Below are 25244 nucleotides of genomic sequence, written 5' to 3' on the forward strand. Positions count from 1 at the left end.
TCTTCCTATACTTTCAAAATATCTGTTAATTTTTCTACTAACTTAACATTAGTATCATGATCTTTTATTGCAACGCGAACCCATTGATTATTTAATCCCATATAAGAATCACAGTTGCGAACAATCATATTATATTTTTTAAGCGCTTCATTAATCGACTCTGCTGTTATTCCTTCTTGTTCAATGTGGAACAATATAAAATTAGCTGAAGGCGGATATACAGTAATACCATTTATAGTATCTAATGAGTTATACATAAAAAGTTGCTCTTCATGTAATACTTGTTTTGTTCGTTTCACATACTCTACATCATTCAAAGCCGCCTCTGTATAGGATTGAGCTAATGTGTTAACAGACCAAGTTGGAATAAAACTATTTAGTTGCTCAATGATAAGAGGATTGCTGAAAGCAGCACCAATTCGTAGCCCTGGCACGGCATAGAATTTTGTAAAAGAATGAACCACGATAATATTATCAAACTCGTTAACTAGGGAGCGCATGGAGTATTCATTATCTTGTAATGTGTCGTTACCAACAAAATCGATAAAGGACTCATCTATAACAAGTAAACTATTAGCATCTTTCAGCATGCTTGCAATAGTACGAATATGGTTCTTATCAAGTAACGTACCATCTGGATTATTGGGATTACCTAGAAATACAATAATACGACCATCTTGCCCTTTTAACTCGGCTGCAAAAGTTTCTAATGCTAAATAAGGAACCTCAAAATAAGGTTTTCCATGTTCATCTTCCCGTGGTCTATAATAAATATCGCGTACTGGAATTCTACTTGCTTCTAAAGCAGCTTTATATTCAGAAAAACCTGGTGCGGGAACAAAAGCGCCCGTATAGCCAGGTAACCGACAAATTGCATATAATAGCTCTGCCGCTCCATTGCCAACTACAATTTGATTTTTATTCATACCATAGATATCAGCAATGGCATTTAATATATCATCATTTGTAGCATCCGGATAATGTGATATATATCGCAATTGAGGTTCTAATGCAGATAAGCCACGTTGGCTAGGGCCTAGTGGATTGATATTAGCACTAAAGTCAATAACCTCATATGGTTCAATTCGTTGTTCATGGGCAAACTGAAAGATATTGCCCCCATGTATTTTAGACATACTATTCTCTTTCTATGAAATACTTTATCGTTTGATATAAGTTAATCCTTCATTCGTAGTTTCAACCGTATCTACATAGGATAATTGTGGCAACTTACGCAAAATCTCATTCTTACAATCATTAATACGACCATAATCAACGGGGAATAATAGTCCCATAATGGTTCCGCTATGAGCGATGATTGTTCCTACACTATTATAAGAATTACCTACATCGTGAAAGTCATATAAATTAGGTTTATATAAAATACGCTGATTGCCAAAGGCACTCAATGTAGCAGCTTGGCCAATAAGCTTTATATCATGCGTTGTAAGCCCCTGTTTAAACAAATCAAAGGATTCTTGTATAATAGATTCTTTTTCTAAAATTTTATTTTGTAAATCTGCTTGTTTATTAAAGCTAACTGTATCAATGCTACCGCCTTCGTCAAAAACGAGGATTTTTAAAGGTGGGCACATACCTAATGGCTTAGAGATAGTCCCTTTAATATAATCAAACTGAGTTACACCTTGATAAAAAGAGGCATCTGTAGGCTCTACAGATAGACAAATTTGCTCAAGTTCTTTTAATGATAAATCATAGTCCATGGCCAAAGCTGTAGCCATAGCTGTTACAGAAATATCTGCCGAACTTGAAGCCATGCCTTTTCCTTGCAGAATATCAGATCTTACATACACAGGCGGGCAAATTTGATTTTTATTTTTTTGTTGGACCAACTCTTGTACTAATTTACGAGCTTGTGCAGACTTTGGTTGAAGTGCACAAAATTCTTTAGAAAAAGGTTGTATTACATTACTCAATGCATAGGAGTATCGATTAATTGGACATGTCACTAAAAATGACTGACCATCAATAGAACCTTGTAGAAATTCCCCACATGTACCTGGGGCTCTTACATAATAGGTCACATTAAACTCCTTTCACATCAAATAAAGTATACGTTCTAAAAATATTAAAACTTTGAAAATCAAAAATTTAGAGTTAGAACATAGTTGGATTATTAACTACCGTAGCTGATAGTATAGATACAATTATGCTATATACCAATATCAATAATACTTCAGTTACTTCCACAACAAATCCATATGTATCACCAGTAGTGCCACCTAACGCTTTTACAATATAGCGGTTTAATAATCGGTTAATAATATACGTAATAATCATGCTAACAATATTGATTTGGAAAATACCTATAGTAGCATATACTAACACACCTAATCCTACTAAATACCCTACATCAGGTGCTGAAAAAATTGCATAAGCACCATATAAAAGTGTATATAATACTAAACCGATTAATAGTAATAGAATAGGCATAAAGAACGTAGATATGGTGTTATAAGTAATAACATGTTTAGGTGCTAAATTAGCAAATGCTGCCCCCATCCCCTGTTCTCTAGCATATGGATAGGATCGAATACTAAAAACCATAGACCAACGGCTCATTAAAGGCATCATAATGAGTGCCATAGGTATAAATTCAGCCGATGGAATCGAAGCTAATAATTGCCATTTCAAAAGTGTAACAAATACAAAAGCAACAACTCCAAAGGAGCCTATACGACTATCTTTCATGATTTCTAGTTTACGTTCTCTTTCACGGCCGGAAAACAAACCATCGCTTGTATCCATCAAACCATCAGCATGAAGGCCACCAGTTATTAAAAACTCAGCCACAACGATAATTAACATCAATGGCATAATCGGAATAAATGGCGATAATACGCCATATAATATAGCTAATATGAGACCAATAATAAGGCCCACATAAGGAAAGGCTACAACAGATTTACCAAAGTCCTCTACAGACCATTCAGTTTGATTTACAATTTTTAAACGCGTTAAAAATTGTAGTGCTATAAAAAAAGGTGTCATTATACATTCATCCCATAGGTAATGACTGTACTAATGATAACCATTAGTATAGTCGTAACATACATCATATAAATTGTTCGAGTAATATGGTTACGGTTTAGCTTTTCAATAGGATCGCCCATATATTCACGGAAGGTCATTTTTTTGAAATACTGATTGTAACCACCTAAACGGATATGTAAGGCCCCTGCCACAGGTGCTTCTGCATACCCCCCATTAGGACTAGGATGTTTTTTTGCATCACGTAAACCGATTTCTATTGCCTTTTTAGCATCAAAGCGTAAAAAGAATGCAGAAATTACAAATAATACAAAGGTAATTCGGGCAGGAATCCAATTTAATATGTCATCAAAGCGTGCAGCTACGCGACCAAAGTACAAGTACTTTTGATTCTTATAGCCTAACATAGAATCCATAGTATTAGCAGTTCTATAAAGAATAGCCCCCATAGGGCCACCGATAATAAAAAAGAAAAAAGGTGCAATAATACCATCTACCGTATTTTCCGCAATCGTTTCTACTGTAGCCCGAGTGATTTCGCTTTCATCTAAGTCTTCCGTATCTCGTCCCACAATCCATGATAAACGTTTGCGAGCATCTACAATATTACCTTGTTTTATTAACTGACTAATGGTAAAACCTGCGCCAGCCAATGAACGTGGAGAAATGGCAATGTAGAGGATCACTACTTCGAAAGCATAGTATACCCATTCGTCTACTACTCCACCTAGCCATAACAATAAAGATACTATGATATATACCGATATAAGAATTAAACCTACTGCAATACCACCGTACCACAATTTCTTCGTATCATTATCAGTGTCTTTATAAAGAACGGCTTCAAAAAAAGATATTATACGTCCAATAATGGCCACTGGATGATATTTACTATTGGGATCTCCAATAATTAAATCCAATAAAAATGCTAAAACTGGTATGCACACAAAGTTATACTTTGAAAACCAGTGAAAAATTGCTAAATGTTCCATATATCGCCTCTACTATCCCAAGGTAGACATAATATAATCCATATCTAGATGTTCCTCCACAATATCAGCTAAGCGATTATATGCCGCATTTTTATGGTCAAAATAATGGAATACTACATCTAATGGTTGTAATCCCTTGCGTTCACGTAATTGATTGATAATAAAACGTCTAAACTCGTCATTATCAAATACACCGTGAATATATGTACCCATTACTTGATGATTACCATCAATAAAACCATCAATAACATTGACAGCCTCTTCACTGCGACTTGTAATTGTAAAGCAACGAGACACCGAATCTGCTAGTGGCGTAGTATCCCCCATATGAATTTCATAGCCTACTAATTTTTCACCCCTGAAAGTACCATTTAAAAACTGTAAATTAGATACATTGAATTGTACTTGATGGGTAGTTTTTTGAGCCTTCATAGTCGTGGAGGATTCAACAAGGCCAAGTCCTTCAATTTCCTCGATATCACCTTCCATATGATGCGGATCATAAATAGTTTTACCTAACATTTGGTTACCGCCACAAACACCGATAACAGGTGTACCTTGAGCAGCCAATTTTTTGATTTCATCAGCAAAGCCTGTATCACGTAAATATGTTAAGTCAGCCAATGTATTTTTAGAACCAGGTAATATAATTAAATCTGGCGTACCGATAACATCTCCAGGGCCTACAAAACGGACAGATACATCTGGCTCATAATTAAGTGCATCAAAGTCTGTAAAATTAGAGATTTTAGGTGTTTGCATAACTACGACCTGAATATCTTTAGTACCACTATTGCGTTTGTTCTCTAATGCAACAGAATCTTCTTCATCAATATCGAGGTTCTCAATGGCAGGAATAACACCTACCACTTTTTTACCTGTTTTTTCTTCAATAAATGTAAGAGCTGGTTCTAATAGTTTGATATCACCACGGAATTTATTGATAACGATACCTTTAATAAGATCGCGTTCTTCTGGTTCTAATAATTCTAAGGTACCAACAATGGACGCAATAGCACCACCTCGGTCAATATCTGCAATGAGAAAAACTGGAGCTTGAGTCATCTTGGCAATACGCATATTTACAATATCATTTGCTTTTAAGTTAACTTCTGCAGGACTACCGGCACCTTCGATAACCATCATATCAAAATTTGAGTCTAAGAAATCAATAGATTCTTTAACCTTATCTAAAGCGGTTAGTGAATATTTTGTATGATATTCTTTGGCACTATATACGCCAACAGGTTTCCCCATCAATACAACTTGAGACGATTGATTTCCTGTAGGTTTTAATAACACAGGATTCATTTGAACAATTGGATCAATACCAGCGGCTTCGGCTTGAGCGACTTGAGCACGGCCAATTTCATCGCCCCATTTTGTCACATAAGAATTGAGGGCCATATTTTGTGCTTTAAAAGGAACGGTCTTAAAACCTTTTCTATAAAAAATACGGCATAATGCAGTACAAAGAATACTTTTACCTACATTAGAACTCGTTCCTTGAAACATGATTTTCTTAGCCATTTATATGAACCTCCTGTGATTTCAATTCAATGGTAACACCACTAATTGTTAAATAGAGTTTATCTGCAACAGAAGCTACTGCTCGATTCACACGACCAGCAATATCTCTAAAATATCTAGCCAGTTTATTATCCGGCACAATACCTAACCCAATTTCATTGGTCACAAATATAACTGTTTTACCTTCACATGATTGTATCGAGTCTAATAAAGTGTCTAATTCTGAAAGTATTGTCTGTTCTAATCTATTAGCATCTTCTTGACCACGAATGGAGCCATAAGCCATCATGTGATTGGTAGTGAACATGGTTAAACAATCTATAAGAATTACATCTGCTGATTGACTGATATTTTCCCATTCATCAGCTAAATGTAAAGGTACTTCAAAATTATTCCATATTTTTCCTCGTCGCTCTTGATGTTTTTTGATGCGATCCACCATTTCCTCATCAAAAGCTTGGCCCGTAGCTACATAAGCTTTTGGCCCCTTTGTAGCCAATGCTAAACGTTCAGCAAATTCACTTTTTCCACTGCGTGCCCCACCGGAACACAATATAATTTGTGATTTCATAATGCACCTATACAAGAATTTATAATTTCAGTATCATTATAAGTATAACAAAGGAGCGATACTATGGAAATTATGAATATGAAACTAAAAATGATGGCTACGCTATGGGATAATACATATCGTGTTGCCATCGATGACGGACAAGGTAAATATATTGGTACTGCACGAGTAGTAGTGAATGTTCCTCTACCACCAGAAGCTTTACCTGAAAACGCACCGCAAGTTGAAGCACAACTATTAGTATTAGTTGAAGACTTTGATTTCGGCGCTGATAAAATTATAAACTTTGAAACAACATTAGCCAATTTATTAAGAGAAAAATTCCGTTATGAAATTCCTCATATCTTCTTTTACTATCCTAGCCCTCAAGATGTTTTAAACCAAACAATTTCACAATAGGTCTATAACGAGCAAAAAGCTATGTAAAATACATAGCTTTTTTTGTTTATTCAGCCCCAAGTTCTTCCTCTACACGACACAAGATAAAGCAAAGGTCGGATAGACGATTTAAGTATTTTAAATTAGATTCGTGAACACTTTCACCAGCGTCTAATACTCGCCATAAAGCGCGTTCCGCACGTCGAATAATCGTTCTAGCTACATGTAAATAAGCAGAAGATTGTTTTTCACCGGGAATGACAAAACTAGATAAAGGTTCTAACTTTGCATCAAAGCGATCAATAACTTTTTCTAAATGCTTTACATATTGCTCAGTAATTACCGGAGCAGTATTTAAACTTGCAATATCGGCCATTAATGTCCATAAGTTTCGCTCAATATCGTATAATTCAGCAGCAACACGTGGATTTTCAGCATAAGCGCGAGCCAATCCTAAAAAAGCTTGTAATTCATCGATTGTACCATAAGCTTCTACGCGTAAAGATGATTTCTGTACACGTTCTCCCGTGTATAAACCAGTTGTACCAGCATCACCTGTTTTTGTATAAACACTACTTGCCATATGATTACCTCCTATAGATATACATGGATGTAGAAATAAAAGCTAAATAATACCAACCTTGAGATTATTTGTATTCAGGGAACCAAAGATGAATTTCACGAGCAGCAGCTTCTGGAGAATCAGAAGCATGTACTACGTTAGCATCCATTGTTAGGGCATAGTCACCACGAATACTACCAGGGGCAGCATCTACAGGATTTGTTGCTCCGTTTAAAGCACGTACGGATACAATTGCGTTCTCACCAGCTAACACAAAAGCAAGAACTGGGCCTGATGTAATAAAATCAACTAATTCACCAAAGAATGGCTTTTCCTTATGTTCTGCATAGTGTTCTTCCGCTAATTCACGAGGTACTTGTAAAAGTTTTAATGCTTTAATAACAAGGCCTTTACGTTCATAACGGCTAAGGATTTCACCACTTAATTGACGTTTAACTGCATCTGGTTTAATTAAAACTAATGTTTCTTGCATGATACCCTCCAGTAGATACTAATTATAATATTGCCTTTTCTTTATACTTTGGATTCATAGCTTGTTTCTTTAACTTTTGAATACGTTCTTCCGTGCGAGGATGTGTACTAAAAAGATTGCTCAAGCTTTCACCAATTCCCATCATAGGGTTAATAATAAACATATGGGCTGTAGCATTACTTGCATTAGGCAATGCACCATGTTTAGAGTAGTAGTCAATTTTTGCAAGTGCAGAAGCCAGTGCTAATGGGTTGCGACACATATCTCCGCCTCCCTCATCAGCTAAAAACTCACGAGTACGGGAAATACTCATCTGAATAAGACCAGCTGCGATAGGTGCAATAATGATCGTACCAAGAAGCGCCAAAGGGTTAGTGCCTTCTCGATCATCGGAGCGCCCAAATATGGCAGTGAATTGAAGTATATTGGCTATCATAGAAATAGCACCAGCCATCATAGCTGCAATTGTACTAATCAATGTATCTCGATTCTTAACATGTGTTAATTCATGTGCAAGCACACCTTCTAATTCTTCATCAGTTAATAGACGTTGGATACCTTCTGTAACAGCAACTGCTGCATGACTAGGATTTCTACCTGTTGCAAATGCATTCGGTACTTCACTGGGAATGATATAAACCCTTGGCATTGGTAAATTACCATTTTTAGTCAATTTCTCTACCATTGCATATAGTTTTGGATTAGACTGTGCAGTAACAGGTTGAGCATTGTATTGGGCTAAAACGATTTTATCGCTGTACCAATAAGACATAAAATTCATACCCATGGATATGACAAACATCATAATCATACCGCTTCTGCCGCCAATCATATCACCAATAACCACTAAAATGGCCGTTAGCGTAGCTAACAAAAGTGTTGTTTTTATATTGTTCATAGTTTCCTCCAATTATTGTTATGGACTATGCCTAACACTATAATTATACCATAAACTATATAATTAACGCTCCAGTTGTATCAGCTTCTAAGCAATATATTTTATTTTCAATCTCATTTACTGTGAATACAGCCCCCATAGCCTTTGCTACCTCTTGTACATGAGCTTTATCAACATATGCAATTAGAGTAGAACCCGATCCACTGATAGTAGCACCGTAAGCTCCAGCAACTTTTGCGGCTTCAAAAACTTCATCACAATGAGGAATCAATGTCTTACGATAAGGTACATGCAAGTTGTCATCTAAGGCAACAGATAAATTACTTAATTGATGCGTAATTAAGCTTGTTACAAATAATGAAGCATGACTTACATTTTGTACAGCTTCTTTGAATGGAATATGATTTGGTAGCACAGAACGAGCATACTCAGTAGATACCATGACTTCTGGTACTACAACAGCAAAATGTAGCTCCGGAGGAATAGAAATGACCGTGTTTAGTACCTTATTTTTTAAACCTGTAGCACAACATAAATTTCCGTAAATAGCTGGCGCTACATTATCTGGATGACCTTCCATACGATTTGCTATAACCAGTAACTCTTCTTTTGAAAGTGGATGCTTTACTAATGCGTTCGCCAGTAAAAGTCCCCCTACTATAGCCGTACTACTACTACCTAGTCCACGAGAGGGAGGAATCAAGGTTTCAGAAGTTATATGACCATATCGAATTGGTTCTTGAGCAGTAGCAAAAACTTGATCCATAGCGAAACCAATTAGATTCTTTTTAGGATCTTCAGCGCGTAAAATATCTGCACCAAAACCTTCAAAAGTATATGTATATTCTGTAGCATTTTCATCTGGTGTAAAGCTGAATATATTATAAAGATTTAGTGCTAATCCTAAGCAATCAAAACCTGGGCCACAGTTTGCACTAGTGGCAGGTACTTGTACACGAACAGTATTCATAATTAAGCTTCCATAATACGAATAACACTATTAACAGCCTTAACGGAGCGCAAGCTATTAAAAGAGTCTATAAGATTTAAAATATAAGATCTTGGGCATTTAGATGTAACAATGGCAAGAACTGCAGTTTCTGGATCCATATTTCGTTGAACGATGGATAAAACAGAAATTTTTTGTTCTGCTAATTTTGCAGAGATTTTTGCTAGAACACCTGTTTTATTATCCACTGCTAAACGCAAGTAGTAGCTAGATTGGATTTTACCTGGAGAATAAATATCTTTTTGATCATAATAGAACGGTTTCAAGCGCCCTGTTTCATTATAAGAGACATTCTTTGCCACTTCCATTATGTCAGATACTACAGAACTACCTGTCGGTAAGCTACCTGCACCACGACCATATAGCATGACATCATCGATACCATTGCCCTTAACATAAATTGCATTGTAGGATCCTCGAACAGATGCTAATGGATGTGTCGTAGGAATAAATGCAGGATATACATTTAAAGATAATCCTTGAGCAGTTTCTTTAGCAATACCTAATAATTTAATATTGTAACCAAACTCTTTCCCAAATTTTATATCTTCAGTATCAATACAAGTAATACCTTCTACAGTTACATCTTCAAAGAAAATACGACGGTTAAAGCTAATAGATGCAAGGATTGCCAATTTACGAGCTGCATCAAGTCCTTCTACATCAGCTGTAGGATCTGCCTCTGCATATCCTAAATCTTGTGCTTCTTTCAATACATCTTGGTAGCTTAAACCTTCTTCAGACATTTTAGTCAAAATAAAGTTTGTAGTACCATTCATAATACCAATGATTTCAGTAATACGATTACCGGCTAACGATTCATATAATGTGCGGATTATAGGAATACCACCTAGAACAGATGCTTCAAAACGTAGATCTACCCCATTTTTACTCGCTAAGTCTAATAAGTATGGACCAGCTTCTGCTAGTAAGTCTTTATTTGCAGTTACCACATTCTTCTTAGCTTTTAAGGCTCCTTCTACGCAATTTTTTGCAAAGTTTGTACCACCCATCAATTCCACTACCATTTGGATGGAATCGTCTTTTAACACTTCATCAATATCAGTTACATATTTAGCTGTTTCTGGTAATGTAATATGACTATATTTTTCTGGATTTCGTACATAAATTTTTGAAATTTCAACATTGACACCTGTACGATTTTTAATTAATTCAGCATTGTCTTGCAATAAGTTAAAAGTACCTTGTGCAACAGTACCAAAACCTAATAAAGCAATTTTTATAGTGGTCATAATCGTCCTACTCTCTTAATTAGCCTATGCTTGGCCTAAAATCTCTACCTTGATAATACCCTTCATAGAGCGAATATCTAGCAATAAATCTTCTAATGAACCTTGTAAATCCTTGGTTTCAAAAGAAATACTACTATTCGCAATGCCTTGTAATGGAATATCTTGATTAATCGTTAAAATACTACCGTTACGTTCAGCAATGGCTTTCAAAACGCTTGATAACATACCAGATTCATTTGACATAGAAACATAAATACTAACAATTTTCCCTTGAGCAATTTCAAAAAATGGAAAAACATAATCCTTGTATTTATAATACGCAGATCGACTTAAATCCATTTTTTCAACTGCTTCGTTAATTGTTTTAACCTCACCTAGTTTTAGAATTTCTTTTACTTTTATCGTCTTTTTTATAGCCTCTGGTAAAATATCTTCTTGAACCAGATAAAATTTATCTTTTTTTGGTTTAGACATAGAGCACACTCCCTTATTGTTCTCTTGAAGTTTCTTGGGCAACGAATTGTCGTCCATATAATGTTAATACTGCATACATACCGATGAAGAATGGCATATATTCAGCCACAACACGCCATCCTACAGCGATGATGCCCACTGTTCCATTAGGTACAAAGGCACTAAATAATACTACAAATAGACCTTCTGCAATGCCTGTTCCCCCTGGGGTTGGTGCAAAATACAAAATAAGATTTAATAAAATCATGCGATCTAAAATATCGATAATAGGAATATCTGGTGTGAAAGCATACATTAAAGCGGGTGCAATACAATATAAGCATAATAAACTCAAACCAGATTCAATAAAAACTATTAAAGATTGGACAGGTTGTTTATAAAGTAAACCAAGACCTTGATTTAATGTTTCTAATTTAGAAAGCCAATCTTTAGTGTTATGTGCTTTAAATCGTTGTGCTAGATTATAGACAAATTGACGCATATATTTAGTCTGTAATATATAAGTTCCCACTAAGGCCGCTATAACAGCAAGCACGGCAAAAATCAAAAGCATATCACGAGAGATATATGGAATTTCAATAGCATCTCGTAAGAATACTAATGGCAGCATAATGACCAAAAACATAATGGAAAATACGGTACGTATTAATACAATCGGTGTACCTTTAGATATAGGTACGCCATAACTTCTCAACACCAGTACTTGCGCGACAGCCCCCCCGCTAGCTCCAGGTGTCAACATAGCCATAAAATAATTACTAAAAATAACTCGTAGCACTGCTCGTATCGATAACTTGTAACCACCAATTTTTACGAGCCTTTGAAGTCGTAATCCATCAAAATACATACCTGATACTAAAGCAACTACAGCTAATAATAAGGAAATACTATTAAAAGATGATATGGCTTTCAATGCATCTAAATCAATAGTATAGTAAATGATACCGATTGATACAGCCAACAACAAGAGAAACATAAAGATGCCTCTCTTCATCATTTTACTCATACCAAGTCTCCATAATTAATGAGCTCTATATCATGTTGACTTATATATAATCGCGTATGACTGGAACAGAGTGCATGCAACTCATCTTCCCAATGATAACCCCAATTATAAAGCTTACTAAGAATACTACTATTACTACCTGGGTGAACCATCAATTCATGTGTACCAGAATGTTTATTTACCGCTTTTAGGATACCCATTAGAGATTTCTGATTTATATGACCTCCATTTACCATGCCCCAAAAATATTGGGTTGTAGTCATACAATTATTTCGTATGATTGGTCGCGCATTAGCCGCAACCGTTGATAAACCAACTTTACCAAGAAATCGAATTGGGGAATACATATAATTCATAAAACCAGTAGACTCATCGGGTATACGTATAGCATGTATACCAAAGGATTTTGCCTGTTCAATCACAATTGGCAATACCGTTGGTAACACATGCAAATGTTGATGTCCATCAATATGAGTTACCCTTAAGCCGGTATCCATTATTTGAGCTATTTGTGCATGAATCTCTTTACGTAATTCACTATAATTGATTTTGCCAGAGTAAATACGTTTAATAAATTCTACATAGTTCTCTGGAAATACACCTTCTGGTGTGAGAAGTGATGAAACTTCTGATGGATCACATACTGGTTTGACCCCACCCACCAAGGTAATATGAATACCAATGCCCAACTTAGGGTTTTGTTTTGCCATACTTACGGCTTCTGTAAAAGCTTCTCCTCCTGCCATTAAAGAGGTACTGGTAATAATACCCCTACGGTGACCATCAATAATACCAGCATTAACTGCACTATGAAGGCCAAAATCGTCTGCATTTACAATTAATTTGGACATAGTTATCTTCCTTTTCATGAAAAAAAGGGAGAACTTTGTTCTCCCACAAAGGATATATGTTATTTTACCAAATACACAACTAAAAAATCAATACAAAAGCCCTCTACTTGTTTACTAGTAGAGGACTTTTTATAAGGTCATAAATTTTTATCATATATACTAAGGCATCAATTGTTCTTGTACTTTATACATACATAATGCAGCAGCTACGCTTACATTTAAGGATTCCATATCACCATACATAGGAATCATAATACGATTTGTACATAGATTCATAACCTCTGGTGTTACACCATTTCCTTCGTTTCCTAATACTAGCATGGTTCGCTTAGCATAACTTACAGTATGATAAGGATTGGAATGTTCTAAAGCTGTTACATAGGTAGTCATATTAGACTCGGCTACAATATCATGTAACATAGATAAGGTAATGTCTTCATATAAAGGTATTTTATGTAAGGCACTCATTGTACTGCGTACAGTCTTATCATTAAAAGGGTCTACAGTTCCTTTCATCAAAAATATACCTCTTACACCTGCTGCAACAGCAGTACGAATAATGGTACCTAGATTACCGGGATCTTGAACACCATCTAAAGTAATATATAGACCATCCACAATAGAAATTGATTCAATATCATATGTAGGCTTCGATACAATAGCAACTACACCTTGTCCATTTACGGTATTATCTACTTTATCAAACACTGGATCTTGTGCAATATATTTAGGTACAGATTGAACAGTGTCTAAGTCTAATAAATCTAATATATTTTTATCTTGCGCTTTAGATTCACGTATAACAATTGTTTTTACTGCACCCATAGCTGCAATATCTCGAATAGAGCGAATGCCTTCAACAATGTACTCTCCATTTTTTTGGCGATTTTTACGCTGCCCTAATGAGATAATTCGCTTAATAGTTTTATTATCTTTAGATTGGATAAATTCCATACTAACTCCCACTGTGTTGATTATTCCATAGATTATAAAAGGCCCCTTTTAAGTTGATAAGTTCATCAAAAGATCCTTTTTCTATTATTTTACCATATTCCATATACACTATTTTATTGGCATCTTCCACTGTTGAAAGACGATGAGCAATACTTACGATTGTTTTACTACCTCGAATACTTTCAATACTTGCTTGAATTTGTTTCTCCGTATGACTATCGATATTAGCCGTTGCTTCATCTAGCAATAGAATAGGTGTTTTTTTAATCAAGGTACGGCCAAAAGCCAATAATTGTTTTTGTCCATCAGATAATAAGGAGCCTAAATAACCAACCGGTGTATCATACCCTTCCGGAAGTTGTTCAATCATAGCATCCAAATTAACTTGTTTTGCTGCATTGACAATTTCCTCATTGGATATTGATGTATCAAAAAGTGTTAAGTTATCTCTAATGGAGCCCTTAAATAGATAAGCTTGCTGAAAAACATACCCCATTAAATGACGAAGTACAGAACTGTCATATTTAGCAATATTTATGCCGTTAATATAGATTGCCCCTCTTGTTGGTTTGTAGACTCCCATCAACAATGATAAAAGTGTTGATTTACCACTACCAGAGGGACCTACAATCCCTATGAAGTCTCCAGCCTTAATATTTAATGTAAAGTCTTCTAGCGCATAAATATCGTTATTATTATAGGAAAACCACACATGCTCAAATTCAATGGTCTCTATATGTTTAATTTCATCAGGAACTTCATCAGCCATCTGACGCTCTTCTTCCTCTAATAAGGGAACTAATCTTTCAGCACCAGCTAATGCACTTTGTAGTGAGTTATATTTATCTGCAATTTCCTTTAATGGTTGGAAGAATCGGTCCATATATTGGATAAAGGCAAATACTGTACCAGCGTCAGCTACAGAGTCTATTAAATTTGTAGTTGTAAAAATAACAATTAACGCAACAAAGAATAGACCATCTACGAGTGGTCTAAAAATAGAAAATGTAGTAACTTCAAAAAGACCTGCTTCTAAGAAACCTTTATTAACAGTATTATAACGTTCCTCAATGGCTTTTTCGCCACCATAGGATTTTACGATTACAATATAATTTAACAGTTCCTTGATACTCGCATTAGATGCAGCTACAGAGCGTCTTACCTGACGAAATGCTTTACGGGAAAACTTTTGAAACACCCAAATAATTCCACCCATTATAGGTAATAAAATTGTCATGATAATAGCTAGGGGTACATTAATAGCATACATAAATCCTAATATACCAATAATCATCAAACCGCTACTAGCTAAATTCAAAATTACATCTGTATATAATGTACGTAATGACTCTACATCATTAGTGATGCGAGTTACCCAATTACCGATTGGCAACTTATAGAATTCATCATGTGGTTTATTAAGAATCTTTTTAAAGACAATACTACGAATATTATAAATTATTTTTTGACCAAAACTTTTTAAAAAGTAATTCTCTACAAAAATAAATAAAACACTACCAATTATAGTAAGTCCATACATTAGAGCATAGTATTCAATAACAGCGATATCATTAGTGGCAAAGCCAAGATCGATGACTTGCTTTGTTATATACGGTCGTAAAAGTAATAATACTAAATTTCCTGCTAGCGCAACCGTTGCTAATAATAGAATACCTAAATAAGGCTTGATGTAGGCAGTTATATAGGAAAATAGAGCCCAGTCATTTCTTAGATTACGCTTCTTCATGATGGGCCTCTCCTTTCTGCGCTTCATATAAGGTGCGGTATAAACCATTGTTAGCTAATAATTCTTTATGAGTACCTTCTTCTACGATACGCCCCTCATCGAATACTAGAATTTTATCTGCTTTCTCTACAACCTCTAATCGCTGTGAAATACATAAAATTGTTTGTTCTTTTACATTATGTAATGTATTTAAAATAGTTGTAACTGTTACTGCATCTAAAGCAGAAAAACAATCATCTAGCAATAAATATGGTGCATTTTTATAAAAGCCGCGAGCCATATTGATTCGCTGCTTTTGTCCACCTGATAAATCATGACCTTCTTCAGCGAGCTCATGTAAATCATCATTTAACAAATCGCCTAAATCTCTATATAAGTCTGCCTTTTGTGCCGCAACCTCTACAGTTTCATGCATAGGTAAAATTTTACCAAATTTAATATTATCTGCAATGGTCGTACTTAAAAGGTAAGATTGTGTTGGCACATAAGCAATTGAGTTTCTAAGTTTTGATAAAGAAACAGCAGCTAAATCTTGATTACCAAAATAAATGGACTGTTTCGGACATTCTTGTAATCCAATAAGCAATTTAAACAATGTACTTTTACCAGAACCAGGTTTGCCAACCAAACCAATAAAAGAACCTTTCGGTATTGTCGTTGTCACTTGAGATAATGCATGGCCTTTAGAGTTTTCATAATTAAAATCTAAGTATCGGATGTGAATATCTTCAAGTGGCAATACCTCATCGGTATCATCTATTGTTTCAATGGGCAAATGCAAGAAATCCATGATACGATCTAAAGAAGCAAGACCTTTTTGTACAATAGAAATAAGGCCCCCAAAGCCTATTAAAGGCCCTACAATTAACATTATAAAAGAATTGATTGTAACAAATTCGCCTATAGTCATTTTACCTTCTACAGCTAAATGTCCACAAATAAAAATACTAATACTGATACAGATAAAGGGTGCAATCCTTGTTAACGGTGTTAATATTGCATCTAGTAGTGCAACATCCATATTCTTCTTATAATTAAGTTTATTTATTTTTTCAAAAGAATTAGATATAATGCTTTCACGATTAAATGCTCGAATAACATCCATTCCTTGAAATAACTCTTGTCCAAACTCTGTTAAATCGCTATAAGTAGCTTGTGCACTACGTTGTTTAGTACGTAGCTTTCTGCCTAGTACAAATATAGCCACAATAATTAAGAATACAGGTGTCATAATTTTAAAAGCTAATACAGTATTAATCTTTTGAATTAATATTATGGAGCCCACAACGGAATAGAAAATAATATCCACTACAATCATTACACCTAGACCAAGGGCAACACGTAACGATGTTACATCGTTAGTCATGAGCGCCATAACCTTACCAGGTCCATTAGCCTCATAGTACGTTGTTTTTACTTGTAATGCTTTACTACACAAAATCTCACGAAAAAGATACTCCATGCGACGAATAGATCCTAATAGGGTTCTACGTGAAATAACTTTCAAAATAGTGATAATAATAAATAATAAAATAAAATAATAAATATAAGTAACTAAACCTTCCTTATTATTGCTCAATGTATCTATAGCATTGCCAATGAATTGAGGAACAAATAAAAAAGCCACATCAATTGCCATCAACATAGTTAAGCCAATGGCATAGATCCAGCCTTCACGCCGGAAAAACTGCATAAATAAATCTATTGGTTTCATAGGTCCTCTCTAATATATTCTATTAAGTCTAATTAAAATCATTGCCTATATAATCATTAGTATTATTATATTGTAATTGAATTTGAATCAATACTGTAAAAGCTAAATCAACAAACTTTATTACGTTAACTTTACTCTTTATAGTATACACATTTTTTATAATACAATAATACACCTATAAGTATAACAGTTAGATTAAATATTTTTATCACAGCAGCAGTTGTATTTAAACAATATAAGTTAAATGACCTCTTTAAATTTTAATGGTAATCAATCTTAAAGTTTTTTCTAAATTAATACTATATCGAATTTTTTAGTTTACTTATAGTAATGTAAATGTTATACTATGCATATAAAGAAATTTTATCTTACATAATTAGAATTAAAACTCTTAGGAGGAATAAAACATGGAAAAACGTACTGGCGTAGTAACATTTGCAGGTGGCCCTATCACATTAGTTGGCCCAGAAATTAAAGTAGGTCAACAAGCTCCAGACTTCACTGTATTGAGTAATGACTTGCAAGCTAAAACTTTAAAAGACTTCGAAGGTAAAGTAAAAGTTATCTCCGTTGTTCCTTCCCTTGATACAGGTGTTTGTGATGCTCAAACTCGTTGGTTCAACCAAGATGCAACAGCTCTTTCCGAAGATGTAGTCGTATTGACAATTTCTATGGACTTACCATTTGCTCAAAAACGTTGGTGTGGTGCTGCGGGCGTAGATAAAGTTATTACTTTGTCTGACCACAAAGATGCTTCCTTCGGTGAAAACTACGGTTTCTTGATTGAAGAGCTTCGTCTTTTAACTCGTGGCGTTGTAGTAATCAACAAAGATAACAAAGTAACTTATGTTGAATATGTACCAGAAGTAACTCAAGCAGTTAACTTTGATGCTGCATTAGAAGCTATTAAGGCTGATATCTAATCTTAAGATTTTGCTAATAGCTTAATATAGAGATAAAAAGACCGTACGGTGTACGGTCTTTTTATATGTCCTATTGTAAATTATTATTTTATTTGGAGTATGTATGTGGATTCGTATTTCTCAGCTTATTTTAACCATTAAAAATATTGCACTTATTGGTGTTGGCATTGGTTTATGCATTGCTTTAATCAATAGTTTAGTAAACTTTGGTTTTATTGCATGGGCCAATATTCAAGGCTATAGTACTTATTCATTATTGATTGAAGAGATAATTACCTTCTTTCTCTACTTTGAATTTATTGCACTCATAATTAAGTACTTTAAGAATAACTTCCATTTTCCTCTCGATTTCTTCTTATATATTGGCATTACCGCCATTGTTCGTTTACTAATTATCGATCATGAATCAGCTTTGGACATGTTATTATGGTCTATTTCTATTTTAGTTCTAGTTTGTTGCCTAGTACTGGTAGAAAAATTTCTTAATAACAAATCGTAATAGCATAAAAGAGACTCTACACATCAGTAGAGTCTCTTTTATTTTAACACTATCAACTAGCATCTTAGAAAATATTTTTAGCGTAGTTAGCGTACTTAGCTTCTAATTCTTCCATTTTATCATTCATTTCGATTTGTAATTGGGATGCTAAATCATATTCACCATCATTAAGTGCATCAATTAAACGAGTGAATAAGGATTTACGATCATCACTATCTTTCGCAAGGTAGAAACGTAAGTCATTAACTTCTGCAAAGCGTTTATCATCTACACTATTTCGGCTGTCAGTATGAATTGCAACCATGCTACGAACTGTATCCAAATTGTTTGGGATTAAGCGGTTAGCCAATACTAGTTTCCAGCGTTTAAGAATGGACGCAATAAAAGAGTCCATTAAATCTTTAGCAAATGCATTGCCTTGAGCCAATGTTTCTACTAATTCAGGATTATTTTGGTAACCCTTTATATTTTCCCATACAGTAGCTGGAGCAACACCAAACATTTGATTACGTTCTTCTTGTGTGAAATCATCAAACACATCTTTTTCAGTACGGTATGCACGATTTGTAGCAAGATAATCAGATGTTTCACCTACTTCTTTGGAAAGCTCTGCTTCCAATTGAGCTTGTGTTTTACCAGATGTAATGGCATATTTCATACCATCAAATGCAGAGATAAAGATCAATGCTAAAGCAGTATATGTATTAGTGTAAGGATTTGGAGAACGCAATTCATAACGTGTCGCCATAGGATTATCGATATCTCGAATTAAACCGCAAAGGATTGTACGGTTACGGCTAGGTTCAGATGGATCAGTACCTAAAGATGTAACAATACATACTGGCGCTTCAAACCCAGGTTTTAAACGGTTTAAAGAATCTGTTGTAGAGCTAATGAATGGATTAATGGCTTCATAGTGTTTTAAAAGTCCCATAATTGCACCAATGCCTAAAGAGCTAGCAGATTCTTTACGCATATCTTCTGGGCTAAATAAGTTAACAACTTTACCAGATTTTAATTTAGCCATAACACCAAAATGAGTATGTTCACCAGAACCAGCTACACCAATTATTGGTTTTGCATTAAATGTTACATCAAGACCATTTTCACGGAATACTTCACGAACAATGATACGAGCTTGTAATTCATTATCTGCTGTTTGTAATGGATTATTTGAGAATTTCCAGTCGATTTCTAATTGTTCTAATACAACTGCTTCATGACCATCTTCATCAAGTTTAGCTTTAACGCCACCTACTTCTTTATGACCCATTTCAGCAACCATACCATATCTATCAAGACGTTCAACAGCTTGTTCTAATGCAGTGCGAACTGTACCATGAGTACGTTGCCAGTATTGTTCTTGTAATTTTTGGGATACGGATAATTCTTTTTTGGTAACTGTTCTAGATGGAGTTTTTACCCAGAATTCTAGTTCTGTTGCAGATGTGAAAATGATATCTACAACTTCATCAGCTTTCACATGCGGCATACCAGGTAAACCATGTTCTTTAATCAAAGCCAATAATTCAGCACGTACATAGTCGCAGCTGCGTTTTAAAATAGAACGAGAATCTACATAGCGATAGTTATGCATCAAGAATGCAGGAATACGAAGTGTACCAGTTGGTAATCCTGTAACAGGATCAATATTTTCGTAGTTGTAATCAACAAACCAGTTTACACTTGGATCGCCCCACATATCTACACGAGCATTATTTAATGTAGCAATATTTGTAAGTACTACAGAGGAACCATCTGTTTGAACAGCACGACCTTCAAAGAAAGATTCGTAGTCATCGAAGAATGCTGACATAGGAATCTTTTCATCAGTATCATTACCTGCTAAGTCAATACCTACAAGAGATACGAACTTGATTTCAGGATGTTGTTCTAATAATGCAAGAACGCCTTCTTTCCCATATTGACCCGCCGGAATGTAATATAATAATTCGTTAGTTGTCGACATATTTGTTCCTCCTAAAAGAAAAAGACTCCAACAAATAAATATATAAATCTATATATCTAAAGTGGAGTCTTCGTTGACCAATTATTTTATTGAGTTCATATTATCATATGTTGAAAATATATGTCAATAACTTTCTATAGAATTTCATTATTCTTTTAAAGTTACATCTAACACATCCAATACTATCAACTTTAATCAATAACTGTATATAGAATGGTCGTTGATATCACTATATATTATCCAAGTAATTCTTTAACAATATTATTGACAACCTTACCATCTGCACGCCCTTTTGTTTTTGGCATTACATGTTTCATAACATTGCCCATATTTACGTTATCACCACATGCAGCAATGGCTTCTTGTACAATTGTACGAATTTCATCTTCTTTCAATTGCTCTGGTAAGTATTTTTGCAATACAGCCATTTCTTCTTTTACATGACTAATTAAGTCCTCACGTCCCGCTTTTTCAAATTCTGTTAAGGAATCTTGACGAGTTTTCATTTCTTTAGCTAAAATGCCAAGAATGCCAGCATCATCTAGCTCAATTTTGTCATTGATTTCTGTATTTTTTATGGCACTATTGACCATACGAATTACAGATAACGCTGTTTTACCTTCTTCACGAGCTTTCATAGCTGCTTTCATATCTTCCTTTAATTGATCTTTTAAACTCATATTTCCTCCTTATGTATATAATAAAGAAACCCTAATTCTGGATTTCATAAAGCCATGAAAAGGCAGAATTAGGGTAATCATCTTATGCTCTGAATTTGCGTTTTCTTGCTGCTTCAGATTTTTTCTTTCTTTTTACGCTTGGTTTTTCATAGTGTTCGCGTTTTCTTACTTCAGACAAAACACCCGCTTTTTGGCAGGAGCGTTTGAATCGACGAAGAGCACTTTCAAGCGTTTCGTTTTTACCGACTTTGATTTCAGACATCTATATCCCTCCCTCCAAAAATAATCTCGGGAAGTGCTGATAATTTACATACGCACATATAATATTATATGTATAGGTATAGATGTTGTCAATATTTTCAAGTATATTTTATAGGTTTTTTAATGAGTATTATAAAAAGAATGCATAATACTCAAAATTAGGCTTCTGGCCAGCCCATTTCTTCTCCACCTAAAAGGTGTGCATGCATATGGAATACAGTTTGACCGGCTTTTCCGCCAGTATTAAAGATCAAGCGATATCCATCTTTAGAGATACCAAGCTCTTTTGCTACATCACGAACAAATGGCAGTAACCCTTCAACATAATCTGCATTCTTTTCATTAAGATGTGCAATATTAGACACGTGATTTTTAGGTACGATTAATACATGAACTTTTTTTACAGGTTGAATATCATAAAAAGCATAGAATTTATCATTTTCTAACACTTTTTTAGACGGAATTTCACCATTGATAATTTTGCAAAAAATGCAGTCACTCATAATCTAACTCCTTACTCAATAATTAAATAATTATCTTCTAAACCTACAACAGTTCCACCAACGAGATCACCAATTTTACGTGTCCCATCAGACTTAACTTTACCATTTATATATTCATTTGTTAAGCCCATATAGTATCCATTCTCTTCCTTTTCGATGAGAATCTCACCAGGCTTACCAATGCGAGATTTTGCGTATCGTTCATAACCAGATTGGCTAAGGCCATTTAAAAGTGCTACACGAGTCTTCTTAACAGCTTCTGGTACTTGATCCGCCATGGTGGCTGCAGGTGTACCCTCACGAATGGAGTATGGGAAGGCATGAATGTGCGTAAATCCAATTTCACGTACTGTATTCAATGTTTCTTCGAAGTCTTCATCAGTTTCTTGAGGGAAACCAGCAATAATATCAGTTGTAATTGATAAATCTTTAATACGAGAACGTAAACTTGTAATTAAATCTTTATATTCTTGTAATGTATAATGGCGTTTCATCAACTTTAATACATGATCAGAACCAGCTTGTAATGGTAAATGTAAATGAGGACAAACACGTTTATTGGTAGCCATTAATTCTACTAACTCATCAGAAACCTCTACGGATTCAATGGACCCGAAACGAATGCGGTATAAATTAGGAATCTCTAATAAAGCTTTTACCACATCAGCTAATGTTGGACGACCTGGTAATTCGACACCGTAATTACCCAAATGTATACCAGTTAATACGATTTCATGGAATCCATGATCTACTAAACGTTTTGCCTCTTGTACAATATCATCAACTTTACGAGATTTTAATTTTCCTCGAGTATAAGGAATGATACAAAAGGCGCAATAGTTATTACAACCTTCTTGAATTTTCATGAACGCACGAGCTTTGTCAGATTCATTACCATATAACGGCATTTCCTCGAAGTTAGATTCCTTCATGATATCCCGAACAGCATTAATTTGTCGTTCTGTAGATTCTAATTGCTCTACTAATTCAACAATTTTAGAGCGATTATTTGTACCAATAACGAGATTAACACCATCTATAGCGGCAATCGCATCTGGATCAAGCTGAGCATAACAACCAGTTACAATAACATAGGCATCTTCATTTTGACGCTTTGCCTTGCGGATTAATTGACGGGATTTCTTTTCCCCCATATTCGTTACAGAACAGGTATTAATTACATATATATCAGCTTTTTCATCGAAGTCTACCGCTTCGTAATTATTTTGTAAAAATAAACCTTTCATGGCATCTGTATCATATTGGTTTACGCGACACCCTAAGGTTGTAAAAGCAACGGTTTTCATTGCACCTCTCTATTCTTATTTAATTTATAATTCTAATTCATATCGAATCATCGCTAACGATCCAATAGCAGCAGTTTCAGCCCGTAAAATTGTATTTCCCAGCGATACTGATTTTCCACCATATTTTATAATAGCATTGATTTCCTTCTCTTGATAGCCCCCTTCAGGACCTATACAAATTAAAACATCAGTTACAGACTTATCGGAATGTAAAGTTTTAAGTACATCTTTGATAGTCTGACCTGCTTCATTTTCATAGGCTACCAATTTCAACGCCTCAGATTCAATGTCTAATGCTTGTAAAAGCGTCTCTCCTACTACTAGTGTAGGCAAGTGATTTCGTCCACATTGTTGAGCTGCTTCTAGCATTATTTTTTCCCAACGATTTACTTTTGATTGAAGCTTTTTTTCATCATATTTAGCTACGCAGTTAGCTGTGGGCACAAGATAAATTGTATCCACATTTAACTCCGTCGCCTTTTGTAACACCCATTCTAGCTTTTCACCTTTTAATAATGATTGAACTAGAATAGTACGATACGATGCTAGATTTCCTTCTACATATTCAATCAGTTTTGCTTGAGCTTTACCATCTACTTCTGCTGTAATTTGATATGTACCACAACGATTGTCGCTGCCGGTTACAGTTATAGGCTTCTCCATATTATGGCGAAATACATGTAGTACATGATGGGTTACATCTTTTGGTAATTCTATTATTTCATCTAATGGTGTAGGAATAAAAATCTTTTTCATCGTTTTTCTAGCGCAAACGTATGCCAAGGCCCTGCAACGCGCTCCTCAATAATATGCCAATGAGCCTCAATATATGGCATGATTTCATCATAACGATCATCAATAATGCCACTAATAATCAAAATGCCCCTATCATCCAGTTTCTTACCAATTTGAGGTAATAGTATTTTAAGGGGATCCACTGTTAGATTAGCTAAAATTAATTGGGCAGTACCATTGAAATCACTATCCAAATTACCACAAATGATTTCAGCAGATACATGATTATTCTCACAGTTAATTCTAGCTTGATTTGCAGCATACTCTTCTATATCTATACCAACTAAATTTTTAATACCTAAATGGGCTGCTACTAATAAAAGAATACCTGTGCCAGTACCAATATCCAAACAAGTAACTGTATCAAGATCCATAGATTTACTATAGGATTTTAATAGCTCTGCACAAGTCCGTGTCGTCTCATGAGACCCGGTACCAAAGGAAATATCTGAATCAATTTCAATAATAATTTTATTATCTACATTATTGTATTCCTGCCATGCTGGTTTAATGATTAAGTTAGGTAAAATTTCTGTAGGTTCAATATACTGTTGCCAAGAGTTTAACCAAGTTGACTCATCAAAAATATCTGTATCTATTGATATAACCTTGATATTGGCCTCAGTAAGCCGTTTTACTAAATCCGCCTTAATCATATTCATATCGAGTGATATATCAGCATACATAGTTAATTTTATTAAATTAGGCTGATTTTCAACATCTTCTTCTATAATTCCATTGTCTGCATAATCGTCAAAAAGAGTAGTCACCTCATCGGTGGCTACTCTTTCACAGACAATGGATACTTCTATCCATTGCATATATGCTCCTTTATAGGGAATGTGATGGAACAAACCATTCCT

Annotated in this window: 27 protein-coding genes; 3 read left to right on the plus strand and 24 right to left on the minus strand. The window is 34.8% G+C overall.

Annotation, left to right across the window (positions count from 1 at the left end):
* Positions 1-5: 5 nt before the first annotated feature.
* The 6 genes from NE668_RS02415 to cobU form a co-directional block, all read right to left on the minus strand.
* Complete coding sequence (locus NE668_RS02415; protein WP_008713893.1) at positions 6-1136, minus strand: pyridoxal phosphate-dependent aminotransferase; 1131 nt, start codon at positions 1134-1136, stop codon at positions 6-8.
* Positions 1137-1160: 24 nt separating this feature from the next.
* On the minus strand, positions 1161-2045 hold the full coding sequence (locus tag NE668_RS02420; RefSeq protein ID WP_008713891.1) for a GHMP family kinase ATP-binding protein: 885 nt from the start codon (positions 2043-2045) through the stop codon (positions 1161-1163).
* Between the two features lie 73 nt (positions 2046-2118).
* Positions 2119-3012 carry an adenosylcobinamide-GDP ribazoletransferase gene (gene cobS, locus NE668_RS02425; protein ID WP_195394796.1) on the minus strand — a complete coding sequence of 298 codons (894 nt, stop codon included), beginning with the start codon at positions 3010-3012 and terminating at the stop codon, positions 2119-2121.
* Entirely contained in the window at positions 3012-4004 is a 993-nt protein-coding gene (cbiB, locus tag NE668_RS02430) for an adenosylcobinamide-phosphate synthase CbiB (protein ID WP_004695785.1), read from the minus strand. The genes cobS and cbiB overlap by 1 nt, the downstream gene beginning before the upstream one ends.
* A 12-nt stretch (positions 4005-4016) precedes the next feature.
* Complete coding sequence (locus NE668_RS02435) at positions 4017-5534, minus strand: cobyric acid synthase (RefSeq protein ID WP_004697395.1); 1518 nt, start codon at positions 5532-5534, stop codon at positions 4017-4019.
* On the minus strand, positions 5527-6105 hold the full coding sequence (gene cobU, locus NE668_RS02440; RefSeq protein WP_004695782.1) for a bifunctional adenosylcobinamide kinase/adenosylcobinamide-phosphate guanylyltransferase: 579 nt from the start codon (positions 6103-6105) through the stop codon (positions 5527-5529). The genes NE668_RS02435 and cobU overlap by 8 nt, the downstream gene beginning before the upstream one ends.
* A gap of 63 nt (positions 6106-6168) precedes the next feature.
* Here cobU and NE668_RS02445 point away from each other — a divergent pair, with 63 nt between their 5' ends.
* On the plus strand, positions 6169-6504 hold the full coding sequence (locus NE668_RS02445; protein WP_004695781.1) for a hypothetical protein: 336 nt from the start codon (positions 6169-6171) through the stop codon (positions 6502-6504).
* A 46-nt stretch (positions 6505-6550) separates the two neighbouring features.
* Here NE668_RS02445 and NE668_RS02450 read toward each other — a convergent pair whose 3' ends face one another.
* The 11 genes from NE668_RS02450 to NE668_RS02500 form a co-directional block, all read right to left on the minus strand.
* Positions 6551-7066: a cob(I)yrinic acid a,c-diamide adenosyltransferase gene (locus NE668_RS02450; RefSeq protein WP_227036952.1), complete on the minus strand. Its 516-nt coding sequence runs from the start codon at positions 7064-7066 to the stop codon at positions 6551-6553.
* A gap of 64 nt (positions 7067-7130) precedes the next feature.
* Entirely contained in the window at positions 7131-7538 is a 408-nt protein-coding gene (ndk, locus tag NE668_RS02455; RefSeq protein ID WP_004695778.1) for a nucleoside-diphosphate kinase, read from the minus strand.
* Positions 7539-7560: 22 nt separating this feature from the next.
* The gene (gene htpX, locus NE668_RS02460; RefSeq protein ID WP_105086512.1) at positions 7561-8436 is read right to left on the minus strand and encodes a zinc metalloprotease HtpX; all 876 of its coding nucleotides are present in this window, start codon (positions 8434-8436) and stop codon (positions 7561-7563) included.
* A 55-nt stretch (positions 8437-8491) separates the two neighbouring features.
* Positions 8492-9406, minus strand: coding sequence for a homoserine kinase (gene thrB, locus NE668_RS02465; RefSeq protein ID WP_077708400.1), 915 nt, complete (start codon positions 9404-9406; stop codon positions 8492-8494).
* A gap of 2 nt (positions 9407-9408) precedes the next feature.
* The gene (locus tag NE668_RS02470; protein WP_024061678.1) at positions 9409-10698 is read right to left on the minus strand and encodes a homoserine dehydrogenase; all 1290 of its coding nucleotides are present in this window, start codon (positions 10696-10698) and stop codon (positions 9409-9411) included.
* Between the two features lie 24 nt (positions 10699-10722).
* The gene (locus NE668_RS02475) at positions 10723-11172 is read right to left on the minus strand and encodes an ACT domain-containing protein (protein WP_004695770.1); all 450 of its coding nucleotides are present in this window, start codon (positions 11170-11172) and stop codon (positions 10723-10725) included.
* A gap of 13 nt (positions 11173-11185) precedes the next feature.
* A complete protein-coding gene (locus NE668_RS02480) occupies positions 11186-12178 on the minus strand; it encodes a lysylphosphatidylglycerol synthase transmembrane domain-containing protein (RefSeq protein WP_024061679.1) in 993 nt (330 codons plus the stop codon).
* The gene (locus tag NE668_RS02485; protein ID WP_120054764.1) at positions 12175-13029 is read right to left on the minus strand and encodes a ChbG/HpnK family deacetylase; all 855 of its coding nucleotides are present in this window, start codon (positions 13027-13029) and stop codon (positions 12175-12177) included. Before NE668_RS02485 ends, NE668_RS02480 begins: the two co-directional genes overlap by 4 nt.
* A 159-nt stretch (positions 13030-13188) precedes the next feature.
* Complete coding sequence (locus tag NE668_RS02490; protein ID WP_227036951.1) at positions 13189-13983, minus strand: TrmH family RNA methyltransferase; 795 nt, start codon at positions 13981-13983, stop codon at positions 13189-13191.
* Position 13984: 1 nt separating this feature from the next.
* The gene (locus tag NE668_RS02495) at positions 13985-15730 is read right to left on the minus strand and encodes an ABC transporter ATP-binding protein (protein WP_227036950.1); all 1746 of its coding nucleotides are present in this window, start codon (positions 15728-15730) and stop codon (positions 13985-13987) included.
* Positions 15717-17444, minus strand: a complete 1728-nt coding sequence (locus NE668_RS02500; protein WP_227036949.1) for an ABC transporter ATP-binding protein — start codon at positions 17442-17444, stop codon at positions 15717-15719. Before NE668_RS02500 ends, NE668_RS02495 begins: the two co-directional genes overlap by 14 nt.
* Before the next feature lie 407 nt (positions 17445-17851).
* Between NE668_RS02500 and tpx the strand changes: the two genes are divergently transcribed.
* Positions 17852-18367, plus strand: a complete 516-nt coding sequence (gene tpx, locus NE668_RS02505; RefSeq protein WP_008600893.1) for a thiol peroxidase — start codon at positions 17852-17854, stop codon at positions 18365-18367.
* Between the two features lie 103 nt (positions 18368-18470).
* Complete coding sequence (locus NE668_RS02510; protein ID WP_008600892.1) at positions 18471-18866, plus strand: phosphate-starvation-inducible protein PsiE; 396 nt, start codon at positions 18471-18473, stop codon at positions 18864-18866.
* A gap of 64 nt (positions 18867-18930) precedes the next feature.
* Here the strand turns inward: NE668_RS02510 and NE668_RS02515 are convergent, their stop codons facing one another.
* The 7 genes from NE668_RS02515 to NE668_RS02545 form a co-directional block, all read right to left on the minus strand.
* On the minus strand, positions 18931-20835 hold the full coding sequence (locus tag NE668_RS02515; RefSeq protein WP_004695754.1) for a type I glutamate--ammonia ligase: 1905 nt from the start codon (positions 20833-20835) through the stop codon (positions 18931-18933).
* Positions 20836-21071: 236 nt separating this feature from the next.
* Positions 21072-21515 carry a GatB/YqeY domain-containing protein gene (locus NE668_RS02520; RefSeq protein ID WP_004695753.1) on the minus strand — a complete coding sequence of 148 codons (444 nt, stop codon included), beginning with the start codon at positions 21513-21515 and terminating at the stop codon, positions 21072-21074.
* 82 nt (positions 21516-21597) lie between these two features.
* The gene (gene rpsU / locus NE668_RS02525) at positions 21598-21777 is read right to left on the minus strand and encodes a 30S ribosomal protein S21 (RefSeq protein WP_004695751.1); all 180 of its coding nucleotides are present in this window, start codon (positions 21775-21777) and stop codon (positions 21598-21600) included.
* A 157-nt stretch (positions 21778-21934) separates the two neighbouring features.
* Complete coding sequence (locus NE668_RS02530; protein ID WP_227036948.1) at positions 21935-22279, minus strand: histidine triad nucleotide-binding protein; 345 nt, start codon at positions 22277-22279, stop codon at positions 21935-21937.
* 11 nt (positions 22280-22290) lie between these two features.
* Complete coding sequence (gene mtaB / locus NE668_RS02535; protein ID WP_004695745.1) at positions 22291-23586, minus strand: tRNA (N(6)-L-threonylcarbamoyladenosine(37)-C(2))-methylthiotransferase MtaB; 1296 nt, start codon at positions 23584-23586, stop codon at positions 22291-22293.
* A gap of 24 nt (positions 23587-23610) precedes the next feature.
* A complete protein-coding gene (locus NE668_RS02540; protein ID WP_004695742.1) occupies positions 23611-24342 on the minus strand; it encodes an RsmE family RNA methyltransferase in 732 nt (243 codons plus the stop codon).
* Positions 24339-25202, minus strand: a complete 864-nt coding sequence (locus NE668_RS02545; protein WP_101928260.1) for a 50S ribosomal protein L11 methyltransferase — start codon at positions 25200-25202, stop codon at positions 24339-24341. The genes NE668_RS02540 and NE668_RS02545 overlap by 4 nt, the downstream gene beginning before the upstream one ends.
* Positions 25203-25244: the final 42 nt, after the last annotated feature.

Origin of the sequence: Veillonella parvula (assembly GCF_024461875.1) — a bacterium.
Classification (GTDB): Bacteria; Bacillota; Negativicutes; order Veillonellales; family Veillonellaceae; genus Veillonella; species Veillonella parvula_I.